At 68.7% G+C, this 16,645-nt stretch carries 14 protein-coding genes; 8 read left to right on the top strand and 6 right to left on the bottom strand.

Going from position 1 to position 16,645, the window contains the following annotated elements; genetic code table 11:
- Nucleotides 1-684: 684 nt before the first annotated feature.
- Both MJ797_RS11400 and MJ797_RS11395 read right to left on the bottom strand, forming a co-directional pair.
- Nucleotides 685-1,932 (bottom strand): septum formation family protein, encoded by a 1,248-nt coding sequence (locus MJ797_RS11400; RefSeq protein ID WP_239334299.1) that lies wholly within the window; start codon nt 1,930-1,932, stop codon nt 685-687.
- Between the two features lie 165 nt (nt 1,933-2,097).
- Nucleotides 2,098-2,559, bottom strand: coding sequence for a hypothetical protein (locus MJ797_RS11395; protein ID WP_239334298.1), 462 nt, complete (start codon nt 2,557-2,559; stop codon nt 2,098-2,100).
- 18 nt (nt 2,560-2,577) lie between these two features.
- Between MJ797_RS11395 and MJ797_RS11390 the strand changes: the two genes are divergently transcribed.
- Both MJ797_RS11390 and MJ797_RS11385 read left to right on the top strand, forming a co-directional pair.
- The gene (locus MJ797_RS11390; RefSeq protein ID WP_239334297.1) at nt 2,578-3,513 is read left to right on the top strand and encodes a hypothetical protein; all 936 of its coding nucleotides are present in this window, start codon (nt 2,578-2,580) and stop codon (nt 3,511-3,513) included.
- 431 nt (nt 3,514-3,944) lie between these two features.
- Nucleotides 3,945-5,411 (top strand): right-handed parallel beta-helix repeat-containing protein, encoded by a 1,467-nt coding sequence (locus tag MJ797_RS11385; RefSeq protein WP_239334296.1) that lies wholly within the window; start codon nt 3,945-3,947, stop codon nt 5,409-5,411.
- Here MJ797_RS11385 and nagA read toward each other — a convergent pair.
- Nucleotides 5,401-6,621, bottom strand: a complete 1,221-nt coding sequence (gene nagA, locus MJ797_RS11380) for an N-acetylglucosamine-6-phosphate deacetylase (protein WP_239334295.1) — start codon at nt 6,619-6,621, stop codon at nt 5,401-5,403. The genes MJ797_RS11385 and nagA overlap by 11 nt on opposite strands.
- A 76-nt stretch (nt 6,622-6,697) precedes the next feature.
- On the opposite strand from nagA, the gene MJ797_RS11375 reads away from it, so the two are divergent.
- The 5 genes from MJ797_RS11375 (at nt 6,698) to MJ797_RS11355 (ending at nt 10,758) form a co-directional block, all read left to right on the top strand.
- On the top strand, nt 6,698-8,275 hold the full coding sequence (locus MJ797_RS11375) for an acyl-CoA synthetase (protein ID WP_239334294.1): 1,578 nt from the start codon (nt 6,698-6,700) through the stop codon (nt 8,273-8,275).
- Nucleotides 8,276-8,345: 70 nt separating this feature from the next.
- Nucleotides 8,346-8,858: an NUDIX hydrolase gene (locus MJ797_RS11370; protein ID WP_239334293.1), complete on the top strand. Its 513-nt coding sequence runs from the start codon at nt 8,346-8,348 to the stop codon at nt 8,856-8,858.
- Between the two features lie 69 nt (nt 8,859-8,927).
- Nucleotides 8,928-9,164 (top strand): hypothetical protein, encoded by a 237-nt coding sequence (locus MJ797_RS11365; RefSeq protein ID WP_239334292.1) that lies wholly within the window; start codon nt 8,928-8,930, stop codon nt 9,162-9,164.
- Nucleotides 9,161-9,553 (top strand): type II toxin-antitoxin system VapC family toxin, encoded by a 393-nt coding sequence (locus tag MJ797_RS11360; RefSeq protein WP_239334291.1) that lies wholly within the window; start codon nt 9,161-9,163, stop codon nt 9,551-9,553. Before MJ797_RS11365 ends, MJ797_RS11360 begins: the two co-directional genes overlap by 4 nt.
- A gap of 194 nt (nt 9,554-9,747) precedes the next feature.
- Nucleotides 9,748-10,758: an SPFH domain-containing protein gene (locus MJ797_RS11355; RefSeq protein ID WP_239334290.1), complete on the top strand. Its 1,011-nt coding sequence runs from the start codon at nt 9,748-9,750 to the stop codon at nt 10,756-10,758.
- A 13-nt stretch (nt 10,759-10,771) separates the two neighbouring features.
- Here MJ797_RS11355 and MJ797_RS11350 read toward each other — a convergent pair whose 3' ends face one another.
- Both MJ797_RS11350 and MJ797_RS11345 read right to left on the bottom strand, forming a co-directional pair.
- The gene (locus MJ797_RS11350; RefSeq protein ID WP_239334289.1) at nt 10,772-12,004 is read right to left on the bottom strand and encodes a cytochrome P450; all 1,233 of its coding nucleotides are present in this window, start codon (nt 12,002-12,004) and stop codon (nt 10,772-10,774) included.
- Nucleotides 12,005-12,080: 76 nt separating this feature from the next.
- Nucleotides 12,081-13,343 (bottom strand): cytochrome P450, encoded by a 1,263-nt coding sequence (locus MJ797_RS11345; RefSeq protein WP_374581987.1) that lies wholly within the window; start codon nt 13,341-13,343, stop codon nt 12,081-12,083.
- Nucleotides 13,344-13,547: 204 nt separating this feature from the next.
- Here MJ797_RS11345 and MJ797_RS11340 point away from each other — a divergent pair, with 204 nt between their 5' ends.
- Nucleotides 13,548-15,104, top strand: a complete 1,557-nt coding sequence (locus MJ797_RS11340) for an MFS transporter (protein ID WP_239334288.1) — start codon at nt 13,548-13,550, stop codon at nt 15,102-15,104.
- 142 nt (nt 15,105-15,246) lie between these two features.
- Here MJ797_RS11340 and MJ797_RS11335 read toward each other — a convergent pair whose 3' ends face one another.
- Nucleotides 15,247-16,188, bottom strand: a complete 942-nt coding sequence (locus MJ797_RS11335) for an ADP-ribosylglycohydrolase family protein (protein WP_239334287.1) — start codon at nt 16,186-16,188, stop codon at nt 15,247-15,249.
- Nucleotides 16,189-16,645 lie beyond the last annotated feature (457 nt).

The following is a 16,645-nucleotide window of genomic DNA, read 5'->3' as shown; positions in this document are numbered from 1 at the left end:
CGGCTCAGCGAAAATCGGCTCGCAGCCCACCCGCCACGCCGCCGCACCTACGAAGGCCTGCTCACCGCGACAGGCCGTGACGACTGATCGCCGATCAGATGAACGGCGACCATGCGTTTACCATTGCAAGATCGGCGTTAGTTTGTTGCTGTGTACGCCCAGCGGGCCGAAAAGCGTACACAACAACAAACCAGCGCCGATCACGGCACAGGCGCGTCAATGATCGCCGCCGATCCGGCGATTTCTGGCTCTTGCGGTAGATCTCTTGGTGGTCCCCGTCGTGCGGACGACAGCTCAGTCGAACTCGACGTAGAAGTCCGACACCCAGCCGCGGCGGCTGTCGCTCGGCGAGCCGGCCTGCCATCAGCTGTCGCCTCATACGCGCAGTATCGCACCCACGATGCCAGGCTCCGGTCCTGTCATCGTGAGGAGGCCGGAAACGCGACACTCTCTCGTAGGAGCGGCGAGCGACGACCGCAGGGGCCGGCTCACGGCGTCCCGGCGGGCTCTGTGACTGTATCGACGCATCCCGCATCCAGCCATCCCCGTTGGTCGCGGCCCCAGGAAATCAGTCACATGTCAGCAGCACGAGTCCAGATCAGGCTACTCCCACGTCGTATAGCTGATCGTAAGTATCGCTGAGCCTGCGGCAGAGTGCGACGGCCGTACGTGCCGGCCTCGTGCTCATACCGGGGCCGCGGGACCCTGTCGTGTGGATTCGGGCCGGGGTGACGGCGACCGCAGCGAGGCCGTGACGGCCCCGCCGGCATGCGACAGTGCGCCGGTGATCGCGGCGGGCTGGCCCGACGCGTCGAAGAAGTAGATCATGCAGGTCGCGGTGCGGGTGCCGGCACGCCAGCTTTCGGCGGCAAGGTGCAGCCAGCCGACCCGCATGGTCGAGGTCTCCTGGAACGGCCGTCCCAGGTACCGTCTGGCCGCCACTTCGCAGCGTGAGCCCATCAGCTCATCGAAGGCAGCCTCGGACGGGGGCTCGCTGTTCGCGGCGCCCGGCATGGTGGTCCCTCCGGTGACTTCGGCCTGGTGCGGCACGGCGCACGGAACCTGGCCCTTGGTCTCGGTCGCCGTCAGTTGCAGGCATGTTCCGGCCGGATAGACCCACGCCTGGTCCGCGCCTTCGACCACACCGGTGAAGAGGGCAAACCGGTTCGGGTCATGATGAGCGGCGGCCAGCCCGCACACCAGATCGCGGTCACCCATCTCCCAGCCGGACCGGGTGGGGACGAGCGGCCCGATGTCGAACCGGCCGTACGGGTCGAGCGGATAGCCGAGGAAGTCGCGCGCGACCTGCCCGCAGTAACGATCCGTAATTTCAGGCCACTGTGCGTCGGCTGGGTACGCGCTACCGGCGGGATAACCGGAGGCGACGCTCGTCCTCCTGATCGCCTCGAAAAGATGTGGATGTGCGCACGGCACCTCGTCCACGTCCGGGTACGTGATGTCCTGGTTCCATGTGTAGCAACGCCCGCGGGCGTACGAGAGCCTGTTGAGTGCGATCACGTCGGGGCTCGGGCTCGCCGTCGGCGTCGGCGTTCGCCCCGTCCGGGCGGCGCTGGAGTGGGCCGACGGCCAGCTCCCCGACCGGACGACGGCATAGCCAGCCGTAAGCAGGAGGACGAGCCCGGTTACGGCCGCGACGAACCTCCGGCGCCGGGACGACGCCGCACGGCGGAACCCGGACCGCGGATGCGGTGACCACGACCGCCCCAGATCGGTCTTGGCCCCGAAACGGGCGAGCGCCGCACGGGTCCGGGCGGGCGCCTCATAGGTCCTCGCCCCGGCAATGAAGTCAGCGTCGAGGACCAGCCCAGCGAACGGATCGTCGTCCGGAGCCTCCTCGGGCCCCCCGTTCTCAGAACCGCCGCCGCCCTCAGAACCGCGCCTACCCGCGGAACCGCCCCTGCCCCCGGACATGTCAGTCAGCTCCAGAACCACGTAACGATCACAGTTGTTTCAGGCCCCGCCACCGACCGGGGCGGGATCGTCCTGTGGGGATCCCGCCTGCCAGGGGCCTACCCGGCCCACCGGCCACCCGGTGGCATCGTGTGCACCACCGGACTTTACATTCAATATGCTGATTCACATGACTCGTCCCAGGCCAGGGGAAAAGTTGCGCTCTCCGGTATCCGGAGCGCGATCTGCTGTCGGCGTCGGGTTGGCGGCTGTGGGCACGCTGGTTCTGCTCGCGGGCTGTTCGCCGCACCCGAAGACCGCCCGCGGGCCCGTGCGGACACCGATAGCTTCCGCGCCGGTGACGACGGCACCGCCGGTCGGTGATGCGACGGTTCCGGCGGCCACGGGGACACCGCCGCCCGAGGTGAGTTCCGCGGATCCGGCGCCAGGTGTGCCCGACAGCGGTTCGGCGGGCACCGGCAGCGACGGCCGGCGGACCGTCGCGGGTGCGGGGACGACGAACCGGTCGTCGGTGCACCAGATTCCGCCTCTCCCGCCTCCGTCCATAAAACCGCCGCCACCGGCGGGGGCGATCTTGTTGTCGGCGACGAACATCGCCTGGCCACCGGGCCAGTCCCCGCAGGGCACACCGTACGTCCTGCAGGAATGCTCACCGGGTACGTGCGCGTCGGCGCCGAAGGCCACGACAACGCCAGGCCCGGCGACCAGCGGTGGGCACCCTTCTCCCGCCCAGCCCTCCGCGGGGAGCTCCGCCAGGCAGCCGACGCCGCCGTCCACCGCCTGAAAGCCCTGCCAACTGAAAGCCCTGCCGCGATCACTTCCCCTGCCGGTGCCGGGCCGGGCGCGATCACCGGCGTCGCCAGCGTCGGTGGCCGGCTCGCGGCGGTCGGGTGGACAGCGCCGGCGGGCTCGGGACCGTCCCAGGCCGTGCCGACAGCCTGGGACTCCCCGGACGGGCGGGCCTGGCGGGTGGTCGGTGGCGATCTCACCGGCAGCCCGGGGCAGCTGCGCGATGTGGTGGCGGTGGCCGGCGGGCTGCTGGCCGTCGGCATCGACCGCGGTACCGATCGTGACGGGGACGGCGCCGTGTGGCGCTCCACCGACGGCCGGGCCTGGCAGCGGGAAACGGTGACCGGAGCCGGGGGGCCAGGCACCCAGATATTCGACCGGGTCGTGCTCCTGCCCGGCGGCGTGCTGCTCGCGGTGGGTCAGGAGCCGGAGGGAGCAGGTACGTCAGCCCACTTCCGGCGGTCGGCGGACGGGCGAAGCTGGCAGGACGTTCAAACCGGCCTGCCCGCCGACGCGGTCGTCACGCTCCTGGCTGCCGCGGCGGACCGCCGTGTTCTTGCCGGCGGGTCGATCCTCGACACCCCCGGCAGGCGCCGGCCGGTTGTCTGGCTCTGTGACGAGCAGCTGCGGGACTGTCAACGGCAGGACATCATCATACCGACGGAAACACCCGATATCAGAATGTACACATCGACGGGCATCGGTGCGGCTATCAGCGTGGCAGGCACATCCGACGCGTCCAGCGCATCGAAGGCAGCAGTTTGGAATCTGTCATTGAACGAACACCGATGAAACCCCCTGAGCACATCGTCGGCCACGTCGAAACAATCGTCGGCTCTCCAGCGGATGCCGCCGACAGCGGCGGCGGAGGCTGATCGCGACCGGCGCTGGTACAATCAGCTCCCGCAACCCTTGAATGATCTTTCCCTGAGCGGCAATCGGTGGATCGTAGCCCCGGCATCCCGGCGTCGCCACCGATCCCGAACGTCCATCCAGCGCACCCGCGACACCTCCGCCATGAACCGACGCGCCGCAATGGAGATAACTTAAAGAAGTATCCCATTGAGGGATGCGATCGCCCACCGCATGGAACACCTATACTCTCCCTGCCTCAACACATCGAGATGCGAGGGACGTGTATGTTCGCGGCTTTCACGGGCGGGAGCTTGGTCCAGCGGACGGCCCAATCCGCATCATTGCTCTTCGTAGGAGCAATACTACTTTTGGTAACCGCATGCCGGAACCCCGCCCAGCCAACCACCCAGCTCCCCGCCCAGCCATCCGCGGGGGAAGCGCAGCTGGTGTTCTCCGGTTCCGGCGACCTGTCGACCGACGTGAAAAGCCTCGACAACCAGGCCCTTCCTGCCGCTTCGACCTTCTACGCGGGGCTCGCGGGCACAGATGACGGAGCGGACATCCGCTTCACGCTTGACGGGAAATCCCTCACCACGGTGAATCCTGGAGTTGTGAAGGTGGCTGGCCTGGGCGAGGGCAAGCACTCGCTGATCGCGGAGACCTACGAGAAGGACGGGGACCAGTCCCGGCGGACACACCGTTCCCGGGCGACCTTCCGGATAGGCGAAGGCACAGCCGGCGGGACGGCCACGCCCTCGGCGGCACCGGGCCCGGACCAGGAAGACGGCTCCCAGTCACAGTCCTCGCCGCCCGTGCCGGCCGCGCCGGCGCTGGACCCAGTCGCGCCTGGAACGGAGGTGACGGTGACCAATGTCATGAGCCTGATAGACGCGCTCAACACCGCACACCCCGGAATGACCATCACGATGGCCGATGGCCGTTACTCGGGCAAGGACGCAAAAGACTACAATGCCAAGAGCAAGCCTAGTGGTACCCCGACGAGCCCGGGGCGATTCAACATCCGGGTCTCTGGCACCGAAGCCGCACCCATCACACTGCGTGGATCCCGTAACGCCGTACTCGACGGCGGTGGCGCGGGCGGAGGTTACGGCCTGAACCTCCTGGGAGCAAGCTACTGGAAGCTCCAGGGGTTCACCGTGACGGAAGCGACCAAGGGCGTGGTGCTCGACGGTTCCAGCCATGTGACGATCGACGGTCTGTACGTTCACGACGTCGGGCAGGAAGGCATCCACCTGCGGGCTTTTTCCAGCTACAACGTGGTGACCAACTGCCTGGTGGAAAACACGGGGGTAAAGACCCCCAGCTTCGGCGAGGGCATCTACCTGGGCTCCGCCGTCTCCAACTGGGGTCGTTACACAGGTGGCAAGCCGGACACGTCCGACTACAACCAGGTGATCGGAAACACCATCCGTCACACCGGTGCCGAGAACATCGACATCAAGGAGGGCACGACCGGCGGCGTGATCCAGAACAACTCCTTCGACGCGGTCGGCATGTCGGGGAGCTGGGCGGACTCCTGGGTAGACGTGAAAGGCAACAACTATATGATTACCGGTAACAGGGGTACGGTAAGCGGGCCGTCGGCACTCAAGGACGGCTTCCAGACCCACGTGATCACAACCAACGGTGAGTCACTGGGCTCCGGCGACGGAAACGTCTTCGCCGACAATATCGTGGACCTCGGCGGAGCCACCGGCGTCGGTTTCTGGATTCACAATCCGAAAACGACAAACAACAAAATTGACTGCGCGTCCAACAAGGTGACCGGAGGTAGTGGTTTCGCATCCAAGGACGTGACCTGCGTCAATCCATGACCGGAGCGCCGTCCGCCGCCGCGGGGCCGGTGGAATCGCGGGGCACGAAACCACGGGGCTGCGACCACACCCCGTGGGCCATGACCCGGACGAGGCGAAAACCAGCGTCGAGGACCACGAGGTCGGCGTCCAGCCCGGCGGCGATCGCTCCGCACCTGTCGGCCAGGCCGAGCACACGGGCCGGGTTCGTCGCCGCCGCGGCCGCGGCCACCTCGACCGACAGGCCCGTGTCGACGACCGTGCGGCGCACCGCCTCGTCCATCGTGAGCGTGCTGCCCGCAAGCACGCCCGAACGCGCGAGCCGCGCTTGGCCACCGCGTACCCGTACCGCCTGCCCACCGAGGACGTAGTCACCGTCACCGACGCCAGCCGCATCAATGGCGTCGGTGACCAGGACGAGCCGGTGCCGATCGCGGGCGGTCATCCGCGCGACGGACGGGTGCACATGGACACCGTCATTGATCAGCTCGCAGGCGACGCCGGCATCGAGGGCGGCTCCGACCGGGCCAGGCTCCCGATGATGCAGCGGCCGCATGGCGTTGAACAGATGAGTGGTCAGGCTCGCGCCGGCCGCGAACGCGGCGGCTGCCTGCTCGTAGGTGGCGTCGGTGTGCCCGATGGCGGCCACGATCCCGCCCGCCACGGCATCGGTGATGATGTCGAGGGCGGCGGGCAGCTCGGGCGCGACCGTGATGGCCCGCAGCGCGCCCCCGGCCGCCCGGACCAAGCTGGCGAACACCACCCGATCCGGGGCGAGCAGATGTTCCGGGGCCTGCGCACCACAGCGCGCGGCCGAGAGGAACGGCCCCTCCAGATGTGCCCCGACCACATGGCCGTCAGCGCACGCACCGCGCCCGGCCAGGCCGGCAGCCCATGACAGCTGCTCCGCGAGCATGTCGGCAGGCGCGGTCACCAGCGACACGAGCGTGCGGGTGGTGCCGTGCGCGCGGTGGAACGCCACCGCCGCGGCCATCTCCGCCGCTGAGGTGGCGACGTCGTGACCACCACCACCGTGCACGTGCAGATCGATGAACCCCGGCAACAACCAGGCACCGCCAAGATCGACGACCGGCTGTCCAGCCCGGCCCGCTGGCCTGCCAGCGCCGACCCCGGCGATGCGCCCTCCGTCAACCTCGACCCAGCCTGGATCCAGGACACCTTCCGGAGTCACCACCCGGGCTCCGGCCAGTACACACCGTGGCACACTCATGGGCATCCTCAGAACCGTACCGGTCAAGGTCGGCTACCTGGACGCTGGCACATCGTCAACCGAGGGAGACACATCCATGGCCGGTACCTTTCGGATGTCGTACGCGCAGGCGTGTGCCGAGCACCGCTGGGACGTTCCCGAGCGTTACAACATCGCGGCCGACGTCTGCGACAGACATCCCCGCGGCAAGCTGGCGATGGTCTACGAACGTTTCGACGGATACCGCGCCGATGTGTCCTGGGGCGAGCTGCAGGACCTCGCGGCTCAGGCAGCGCACGCCCTCACCGCGGCAGGGGTCGCACGCACGGACCGCGTGGCCGTGGTCCTGCCCCCATCGCCGGAAACCGCCGGGGTGTTCTTCGGTGTCTGGAAGCTCGGCGCGCTCCTGCTGTCGATGAGCGTTCTTTACGGCGACGACGGGATCCGCCACCGGCTCACGGATGCGCAGGCCGCCGTGCTCATCACCAACAGGGCCAACGCACCCCGCTTCGCCGGGATGGGCGTGCGTGTCCTCATCCTGGACAACGGCCTGCTCACCGGCCACCCCACCGAACACGAGACGGTGGACACGCACGCGGACGACCCGGCGCAGCTGTATTACACCTCCGGCACGACCGGCGTGGCCAAGGGCATCGTGCATGCGCACCGCTACCTCCTTGCCCACAACGAGTTCGTCCACTGCCACGACGTGCGCGACGGTGAACGTTTTCACGGCATGGGTGAATGGGCGTGGGCAGCCGGCATCGCCCCGCTGCTGGGCCCCTGGCGCCTGGGTGCGGTGCAGTGCGTCTACCAGCGCGAAGGCGGTTTCGACCCGCACAGGCAACTGGGCTTCCTCGCCCGGCACGAGGTGACGAACGTGTTCACCACGCCGACGGCGATGCGGTCGATGATGAGCATCGCCGACGCCGGCACGCGTTATCCCCAACGGTTGCGCATCGTGTGCTCCGCCGGCGAGCCGCTCAACCCGGAGGCGATCCGCTGGTTCCGAGAGCAGTACGGCGTCACCGTCCTCGACTACTACGGGATGACCGAGAGCTATCCGATGGTCGGTAACTACCCGTTCATGGATGTTCGGGACGGCTCCATGGGCAAACCGCTGCCCGGCTGGAAGGTGGCGATCCTCGACGAGAACGGGCGTCCGGTGGGCCCGGGTGAACGTGGCGAGATCTGCCTGGAGTCAGGCTCCAACCCGCACTACCCGCTCGGATACTGGAACCGCCCGGACGACACCGAGCGTGTGTTCGGCGGCGAGTGGTTCCACACCGGTGACGCGGCCAGCCTCGACGAGGACGGCTACTTCTGGTTCGAAGGGCGCGCCGACGACCTGATCATCGCAGCCGGCTACCGGATCGGGCCGTTCGAGGTGGAGTCCGCCTGCCTGGAGCATCCGGCGGTCGCCGAGGCTGCCGTGATCGGCGTCCCGGACGAACGCCGAGGCCACGTTGTCAAGGCCTTCGTCGTGCTCGCCGACGGTCACGAGCCCTCGGCGGAGCTGGCCAGGGGGATACAACAGCATGTCCGTGACAGGCTCAGCGCCTACGCCTACCCACGTCTGATCGATTTCGTCGACAGCCTGCCGAAGACCCTCACCGGCAAGATCCGGCGCATCGAACTTCGTCGTGCCGGACAGAACGACGCCCGCACGACGTAATCCGGTTTCAGGATCCGGGGCTCCCACCACCGGCGGCCCAATGGTCATGGGGCAACTAGGGTCATAGGGCATGACCAGCGGACGACTGCCACCGGCCGAGTTCTACGCGACGCTCCCCCACTCGATCGCGGGGGCCGCGGCCCTCTTTCACGATCCCGACGGCCGGGTCCTGCTCGTCCAGCCGTCGTACCGCGACGACACCTGGCTCATCCCCGGCGGCCACATGGATCCGGGTGAGTACCCGTGGGACACCGCACGGCGGGAAATCAAGGAAGAACTCGGGCTGGATGTCCACCCTGGACGGCTGGTAGGAGTCGACTGGGTACCGCCTCAGGAGGACGGCAGGCCGGCGCTGGTCAACTTCCTGTTCGACGGCGGACCGCTCACGGCACACGACGCCGGACGCAGTCTGTGCCTGCAGACGGACGAGCTCACCGCCTGGCGGCTGTGCGCCCCCGACGAATACGACCAGTTCCTCGCCCCGTACATGGCCCGGCGCATCCGTGCCTGCATGCACGCCCTGCGCACGGGCCGGACCGTATACCTCCAGCACGGACGGCCACCGCAGGCCCCGACCGACTGACCACCGCCGCAGTCGATGGTCACATACCGCTCGCTTGCCATTGGCTGCTGTTAGCAGCATAGTGCTGCTATGGCCACTGCGATCACCATTCGGGACGTGCCCGACGAGACTCGCGACGAGCTTGCCTCACGGGCTGCGCTCAGCGGTCGCTCACTGCAGGAGTACGTGCGTTCTCAGTTGATCGAACTGGCCCGGCGGCCGGACGCGGAGGTGCTGCTTGCACGGGTCCGTGATCGCAAGCAGCGCGTCGGCAGCCGGCTGTCGGCGGAGTCGATCCTCGGCCACCGTGACGCCGACCGCCGGTGACCCTCGTCATCGACTCCGGTTTCGTGGTCACGGCACTCGTCGACAGCGGCCACGTGGGAACCTGGGCGGACCACCTGCTCGCCACCGATGACCTGGCCGCGCCCCACCTCATGCCGGTGGAGGCCGCCAATGTGCTGCGGCGAGCTGTCATGGCCGGCGAGATCACGGCGGACACCGCGGCCCTGGCCCATGCGGACCTGTTGAGCCTGCGGGTCGAGCTGTTCGCCTACGAGCCGTTCGCCACAAGGGTGTGGGAGCTACGGGAGAATGTCACCGCCTACGACGGCTGGTACGTGGCACTCGCCGAGTCGCTGGACGCGAAGCTCGCCACGCTGGACCTCCGGTTGACGAAGGCCGCGGGACCGCGCTGCGCCTTTGCGGCCCCGTAACCGCCCCGGCTCATCGGGCCCTCCGAACGAAGATATCCCTCGCACTGATCACCGCCCACACCCGCGGGACTCATCCCACCGTCGCATAATTCCGGCATAAAGCAGACGTTTTCGGCTAGCATCGGTGGGGCTGTCGGGCGTGGCGGTGGCGTTGGCTCCCATACCTACACAACCATGATCGGGGGACGGCGCCGATGGCACGAATGGACGCACGGGGGAGGATCTTCGTCAGGATTATCGCTTTCCTTACCGCAGGTATCGTCACCGTCTCTCTGCTCGTGCTGGGCCTCAGCGCGCTCGGCTCGTTCGACAAGACCACCGGCGGAGAGATTGCGGTGATACGCAACGGCGGTCCGCTCGACAACCACCGGATCAGGCAGATCCTCGACCCCGCCTCGGCACGGACCTGGATCGGGCTGTATTCCGACGCCCACAAGTATCCCGCCCAGCAGCGTTTCTACACGATCACCGCCGACCCCAACCGCGGTGACCGCACGGGCGAGGACGTGGTACGGGTGCCGTCCAAGGACGGCGTCGAGATGGGCATCGAGGGAACTCTCTACTTCACCCTCAACCTCGACCACGACACAATCCGCACGTTCGACGACAAGTTCGGCACCCGCAAGTTCCGCAGGCTGGCCAGCAACGACTACTACGCCGCGTACGAGGGTGACAAGGGCTGGTCGGCTTTTCTCGACACCATCATCCGGCCGGTGATTGACAACGCCCTGCGGCAGCAGGTGAACACTTTCGACTGTGCCGAGCTCGTCTCCAGCTGCGCGCTCGTCCAGCTCGGCGCGAACCAGAGCACCGGCACCGGCGCGCTGCCGGCCGTGGCCGCGGGGTCGAACAACGCCAACCTCGCGAAGGTACAGACCGCAATCAATGAATCGCTCGCTCGGGACCTCGTCGAAACGCTGAGCGCGCCCTTCCTTGTCGACCTGAAATTCAACCTGGTGCGCATCACGCTGCCGCAGCAGATCCAGGATGCCGTGAACAAGGCACAGGCCGCCTTCGCCGCTGTCACCGAGGCGCAGGCAAGGGTGGCGCAGGCCCGCGCGGACGCCGAGGCCAACCGGGAACGCCAGGCCGGCTATGCGCAGTGCCCGGCATGCGCGGCGATCGACCAGCTCAAGGCCATTCCACCGACGGTGACGACCTTCGCGCCGGGTTCCGGTTTCGCGATCACATCTCCTCAGCGGTAGCGCCACGGGACAGTCAGTCGGTGGCAAAGCTGAGCGGGAGCGATGCCACCCCGCGGTGGATGAGGCTGGGCAGATAGGTGAGCGTGTCGGTGGCCAAAGACAGTGCGGGAGCCCGCTGGATGAGCGTGCGGATCGCGGTTTCGGCCTCCATCCGGGCCAGGGGCGCGCCCAGGCAGTAGTGCAGCCCGAGGCTGAAGCCGAGGTGGCGGCGCGGAGCCGGGGAAGCCGCGTACCGGGTGATGTCGAAACGGTCGGGATCGGTGTAGACGGCCTGGTCCCGACCTGCGGAAGCCATCAGGACAATGACACCGTCACCGCGGGCGAAGGTGCGCTCGCCAACGGTCGTCTCGGTGAGCGCGACCCGCATGGTGAACTGGGTCGGCGTGTCGTACCGGAGCATCTCCTCGACGGCCGCCGGGGTCAGCTCCGGCCGCTCACGCAGCAGCGCGAGCTGGCCGGGGTTGCGCAGCAGGGCGATCATGCCGTTACCGATGAGGTTGATGCTCGTCTCCATACCCGCGACCAGCAGCAGCACACAGATACCGAGCACCTCGGCCGCGGTGAGGACCTCACCGGCTTCCTCCACCCCGACAAGCATGCTCAGCAGGTCGTCGGTGGGACGCGCCCGCCGCTCGGCGATCAGGGCGTGCAGGTAGGCGACAACCTCCTGGCCGGCCTTGCTCCGAGCGGCGACGTCCTGGGGTGAGAGCAGGCCGTCCGGGTCGGTGCCACGGGCGATCGCCAGCTCCCAGGCCCGCAGCGCCGGCCGGTCACTCTCGGGGACGCCGAGCAGCCGGCCAGCGACCATGGTGACCGCCAACGGCCCCGACAGGTCCCGGATGACGTCGATCTCACCGGCGTCGAGTGCCGCGTCGACCAGCCGGCCCACCAGTTCGTCGATCATCGGCGCGAGACCCGCGACCATGCGCGCGCTGAACGCCTTGTTGACCAGTCGACGCAGCCGACGGTGGTCCGGGGGATCCATCCGGATGAAGGACCCCGGCAGGGCGGCCGCCTGGTCCCAGAAGGGGCTCAGACCATCCTCGTGGCCGTGGCCCCAGTCCTGGCTCTGCAGGATCGCCGCGCAGTCGTCGTACCGGCCGACCAGCGCGACCGGGACTCCCTGGAGGAGGAGCGACGACAGCCCGGCTGCTGCCCGGACCCGCTGGTAGCTCGGATAGGGATCGGCGCGGCTGGCGGGATCGAATGCGTCGAACTCGACCGGACTGGGACTCAGCGTCGTCATTGTCAGCCCTGCTCCTTGTCGTTCGGGCGGCCCATCCGAGCCGAACACGGTGTGGGCCGTACTCAGGCGGACGCGGTCAGGTGGACGCGGTCAGGCGCACGGGAAGTTCCGACATGCCACGGACCACGAGGTTCGGGCGGTACGGGGGTGGATCGGCAAGCAGCGTGATCGCGGATACCCGCCGCGCGATGGCACGCAGCGCGACCTCCACTTCGAGCCGTACCAACGACGCACCGATGCAGTAGTGCAGCCCAAGCCCGAAGGCCAGATGGCGGTTCACCCGCGCCCGCCGGGCGTATCGGGTCAGATCCAGGCGGTCGGGGTCGGTGAAGGCGTCCGGGTCCCGGTTCGCGGAGCCGAGCATCAGGATGAGGCTGTCCCCGGGAGCGAACGTGTGCCCGGAAAGGGTGATCTCCTGGCGGGCCGTGCGGGTCGTCAGCTGCGCGGGAGCGTCATAACGCAGCATCTCGTCCACTGCCGGCAGCGCGAGGCCCGGCGTCTGGCGCAGGAGCTCGAACTGGTCGGGATGCCGGATCAGCGCGAGTATCCCGTTGCTGATGAGGTTGACCGTGGTCTCGTGCCCGGCGACGACCAGCACGAGCAGGGTGCCGAGCATTTCCGCGGCTGTCAGGCGGTCGTCCTCGGCCTCGACCTGCGCAAGCGCGCTGATGAGGTCCTGGCGGGGCCGGGCCCGGCGGTCCGCGACCAGCGCGCCGAAGAAATCCAGGAACTCCCCCACGGCGGCTGTCCGGTTCGCGAGCTCGGCCGGGGACATCAGGGCGTCGGGATCGAGCCCGCGGGCAATACCGGCCGACATCCGGCGGATGGCGCCGTGCTCGCTCGCGGGCACGCCGAGCAGCTCGCACACCATCGTCAACGGCAACGGGTAGGCCAGCGCCTCGACCAGGTCCACCTCGCCGTCGGCCAACGCCCGCTCGAGCAGGCTCGCCACGACCTGCTCGGCGTGCCCGCGCATCCCCTCGATCCGGCGGGGGGTGAACGCCTTGCTCACCAGCCCCCGCAGCCGCGTGTGGTCCGGGGGCTCCATCCAGAGAAATGATCCCGGCAGCTCCACGTCACTGTCCGGGTGGAGCAGCTCGGACTCCTCAGCGTGGCTCCAGGCCGGATTCTGCAGTATCGCGTCGCATTCGGCATAGCCGGGAACGAGCGACGGGCCGAGCGGCCCCGGGACAAACGGGCCGGCCGCCCGCAGAATGTCATAGCTTCGGTAGGGGTCGTGCCGCCAGCCGGGGGTAAAAGCGTCAATAACAGCGTGCTGAACCCCGGTGATGTCTTCCACCGCGGTTGTGGCGGTGCGCCCAGTGCCGGCGAGGTCCACGTGCAGCTCCGTTCGGTGCGAAGAACCGGCGGTGTAGTCAGCCGAAAGCGGTACTCGCGAAGGACACGCGCCATGCTGGCTCCCGCAAGCGCCGATGGTCAAGATTCGCGTTCTGGCCGCTATCGCTTGATTGGCTGTGGCACCGCGGTTGCCCAAACAGCCGCCGCCCGTTCAAACGCCCGTTGTCCAGTGGCCGGCTGTCCAGTGGCCAGCCGCGTCGATGTGCTGGAGAATAGGGCTACGGATACCAACCTTCGCTACGCTTCGCCGGCCGGACGCTGGGTGCTGCTCGCCACCGTGCTCGGGTCGAGCATCGCCGCGCTCGACGCCACCGTCGTCAACATCACCCTCCCCCGGATCGGCGCCGACCTCGGGACCGGCCTGTCGGGGCTACAGTGGACGGTCAACGCCTACACGCTCACCCTCGCGGGCTTCCTGCTGCTCGGCGGTTCACTCGGCGACAGCTACGGCCGCCGCAGGGTGTTCCTCATCGGCGTGCTGTGGTTCGCCGCCGCCTCCATGCTGTGCGCGGCCGCACCCACGGCCGGCCTGTTGATCGCGGCCCGGGCGCTGCAGGGGGTCGGCGGCGCCCTGCTGGCCCCTGGCAGCCTCGCGATCATCGAAGCGAGCTTTCGTCCCGAGGACCGCTCGGCGGCCATCGGCGCCTGGTCGGGCCTGGGTGGCGTCGCCATCGCGATCGGCCCCTTCCTCGGGGGATGGCTGGTCCAGGCGGTCTCCTGGCGGCTGATCTTTCTGATCAATCTGCCCCTCGGCGCCGTCGTGGTCTGGGTGGCGCTGCGCCATGTGCCGGAAACCCGCAATCCCCGTCCCGCCACCGGGCTCGACCTGCCCGGGGCCGCCCTGGCCGCGCTGGGCCTGGCCGGCGTGATCTATGCGCTCACCGAAGGCAGCAGCCTGGGCTGGGGATCTCTGACCGTGCTCGTGACCGGTGTCGGCGGGGTGGCGGCCCTGGTGGCGATGGTCGTGGTGGAAAGGCGCAGCCCCCATCCGATGCTGCCGCTGGAGATCTTTTCCTCCCGCCAGTTCAGCGCCGCCAATCTGGTGACGTTCGTCGTCTACGCCGCGCTGGGAGGCTCGATCTTCCTGCTTCCGGTCGTCCTGCAGAACGCCGTCGGGTTCTCTCCGATCGAGGCTGGCGCGGCCCTGCTCCCGGTCACGATCCTGATGCTCACCCTGTCGGCCAGAGCCGGGCGCCTGGCCCAGCGCATCGGGCCCCGCCTGCCCATGACCGTCGGCCCCATCGTCGCCGGCACCGGCCTGGCGCTGCTCACCCGGGTCGACGTCACCAGCACGTACATCGGCACGGTACTGCCGGCGATGACCGTGTTCGGGCTGGGGCTGTCGCTGACGGTGGCACCGCTGACATCCACGGTCCTCGCCGCCGCCAGCGACGCACACGCGGGGGTGGCCTCCGCGGTCAACAACGACGTCTCCCGCGCGGCCGGTCTCGTTGCCGTGGCCGCGCTGCCCGTCGTCGCGGGCATCTCGACAAGCGTCTACCACAACCCCGACAAGTTGGTAGCCGGCTTCCACACCGCTATGTCGATCACAGCGGGGATGTGCGTGACCGGCGGCCTGCTCGCCTTCCTCACCATCCGACGGCCGGCCCCCACGCGGGCGCCCGCCGTCACCCTCCGCCGCTGTCCGCTGGAGGCCACGCCGTTGTGTGGCCCGGACGAATCCCGGGCGCCCGCGCTGCGCTACACTGCGGCCGGGACAGACCGGCCAGCCGCGGGATGACGAGCCACGACGGGCTCGGCCACCGGATTTCGCCTACTGGATTTCATCACGGTGCGTCATATCGACGGTACTTTTCCGTAAGGTCAAAAATGGGCGACGTGCCGTCAACAGCGTTGACTAAAAACGTCACGACAGCAACACGCTATGAACGGGTAGGGCCACGCTGGCGCAACGCGGCGAGCCCGGCCGCGAGACGAGTGATCGTGTCGGGTGGCGGCAGGAGAACGCGGGTGCTCCACGGGAGCGTCCCACGGACCTCGGCAGCGCTGTGCCAGGCGCCGAGCAGGCCAGCAGTGAGCGCGGCGACCGTGTCGGTGTCGCCGCCGAGAAGAACGGCGCGGGCGATGCCGTCGGGCAGGGATGTGGCGGTGTGCACGCAGTGCAGAACGGCGGTCACGGTCTCGTAGGGATCGAGGCCGATGCCGCTCCTTGGCGGGGACCACGCACCAGCGGCCACCGCGCGCAGCAGCTGGGGCAGTGAGCTGTCCGCACCGAGCCGGCCCGTGCTCGCCTCAGCCTCGGTAACAGCGATGTCGATCAGCTGCCGCGGCTGTTCGACAGCCAGCGACCAGGACGCGCACGACGCGGCGACCAGCGCCGCCGCCTGGGCTTCCCGGCCGGCGTGGGTGGCCCGGGTCAGTTCGAGTGCCGACCTGCGGCGCGGTTCGGCGGCCCGGGGCGGGGTGGACCAGCCGACCGGCAGAACGCGCATGGGGCCGCCATTGGTGTTGCCTGCGTCCGGCAGTTGGCCGGTGCGCCGGAACCGGCTGATCGCGGCCCGGGTGGACGGGCCGAGGCCGCGTATCCCCTCGGCACGGTCGCTCAGCCGCCGGGCGAACTCCACCGCCTCGCCCTGCCCGCCGGAGTCGATCAGATGTTCGGCGACGAGCAGTGTCAGCGCGGTGTCGTCGGATGTCGAGCCAGCCGGCCAGCCGCGACCCGTGGGGATGGCGGCTATCCGGGCGGGGTCCACCGCCTCGGGAGCGCATCCTTCCCACGGCACTCCGGCCGCGTCCCCGCAGGCGAAGGCGACGATTGCGCCGGCCACCCGATCGGCGAGCCCATCGGTTACGGCCTCGTTCATGCTTCGCCTTCCACCTTTAGTTTAGTTCGGCGCTTCGTCCGCCCAGGCAGCTCACCGTCCACCCACTGACGATGGGAATCAACAGGTATTCCATGAAATCCTGCCAGTTCCGCTCCATCCGGCGAAGCTCGGCAACCGGCCCGAGCATTGCCATCCGGATTCCGATACCGGTGTCGGCCAGCGGCGGTGTCGGCCAGCGGCGGGAACGGCGATGTAGCGTGGGCCGACCGCGCCGATGTGCGCACCCTACGCGAACAAATGTTCGACTCTGGGGGCATTCCGGGCTATCGTTGATCTATGCAGAGCGCCACCGCCACCGCCAGCGCCACCGACCCGGTCCGGGAGCATCCGCTGCTCGCCGGGCTGGACGCGGTCGCCACCGGCGTGGACGCCCTGACGCAGGCGACAGTCTGGTCGCTGTCCGACGCCGAGCTGCTCACCGCGCTGGAGGACGGGG

This window comes from Protofrankia sp. CiP3, assembly GCF_917627345.1.
GTDB lineage: Bacteria > Actinomycetota > Actinomycetes > Frankiales > Frankiaceae > Protofrankia.
This window is presented reverse-complemented; position numbering and strand designations above follow the sequence as displayed.